Genomic DNA, 1,161 nt, shown 5'->3' with positions numbered 1-1,161 from the left:
CAGCGTTTAATTGGTTTTGGGAAAAAAGAAGAGTTTAAGGAAATTTTGGCAATTTTAAGAAGGCAGAATCCTGATAGGATAAGGGTTCTGTGAAATTTGTCGTGTACAGAGTCCGAATTTATGACAAATCTGAAAGTAAAACCAAGAATGATTACTTTATGGATATGTTAAGTGAAGTACTCAGTTGGGGTGCAAAGATTCAATTTATTACAGGTGATAGTTGGTATTCATCGACTGGAAATCTAAAAACCATAAGAAAATATGGTATTCGATTTATGTTTGGTATCGACTGTAACCGTAAGGTTTCCCCAGAAAAAGGACAATGGTTTCAACTGCGTTTATTGCCAGATTTCCATCAGGGTCAAGTGGTCTGGCTCAAAGATTTTGGCTTTGTACAATTATTTAAGACTCAGTTAAAAGAACAGCAGAGGTTTTATATTGTGCATCAAGATGAAGATGATTTATTGTCCTTTGAGGGTTTTCATGAATTACATTCAAGTCATTGGAAATTAGAGCAATATCACCGGGTGATTAAACAGGTTTGTCATATTGAAAAGTTTCAAGTAAGACGATCTAAACTGATTTTGAATCATATTTTTTTCAGCCTTGATGGCCTACGTCGAGATACAAAAGAACCAGTTTGAGCGGATCTTTGAAAATGTATATCGTTGGCAGAAGAAATTATTTAGACCAGTTATCAAAAACTTCATTGATGACTTTATTCTCGATAAAAATCATCTGCTACCACAGAGAATCTATAAATAATAGTGCGTAAGTCCTAATTAATTAAACAATAACAAGTATTTATTAGCGAGTGTCTACGAGCGCCACAACAAAAATTCGCGCCTAGACTCTCTGAAAAACAGCTTTTTAGGCTGAGAAGCCTAAATAAGCGTAAATTATATGCAGATATTTGCACCTAGACCGAGCGGAGCGAGCAAAAAAACTTCTGAGCGAAGCGAAGTCATAGTTGCTTTTGCTTTTTACATAATTTTAGAAGGTATTTGCAAAAAATTGCCCCTACGAATCGAGCGAAAGCGAGATTCAATAGGTAATCCCCCCTAAAAATAATAGGATCTAAAAGTAGAATTTTCTCTTAAGATACGAGCAGGAGATTCTGCATGAAAACATCTAAATTTACTGACAGTCAGATCATGTCCA

At 35.2% G+C, this 1,161-nt stretch carries 1 pseudogene; it reads left to right on the top strand.

Annotation, left to right across the window (positions count from 1 at the left end):
• Nucleotides 1-113: 113 nt before the first annotated feature.
• Nucleotides 114-765 (top strand): annotated as a pseudogene (locus L6C30_RS14585) (transposase); the annotation flags it as partial.
• Nucleotides 766-1,161: the final 396 nt, after the last annotated feature.

It is taken from the genome of Acinetobacter sp. KAM396 (assembly GCF_021602765.1).
In the GTDB taxonomy this organism is placed as follows: domain Bacteria; phylum Pseudomonadota; class Gammaproteobacteria; order Pseudomonadales; family Moraxellaceae; genus Acinetobacter; species Acinetobacter towneri_A.
This window is presented reverse-complemented; position numbering and strand designations above follow the sequence as displayed.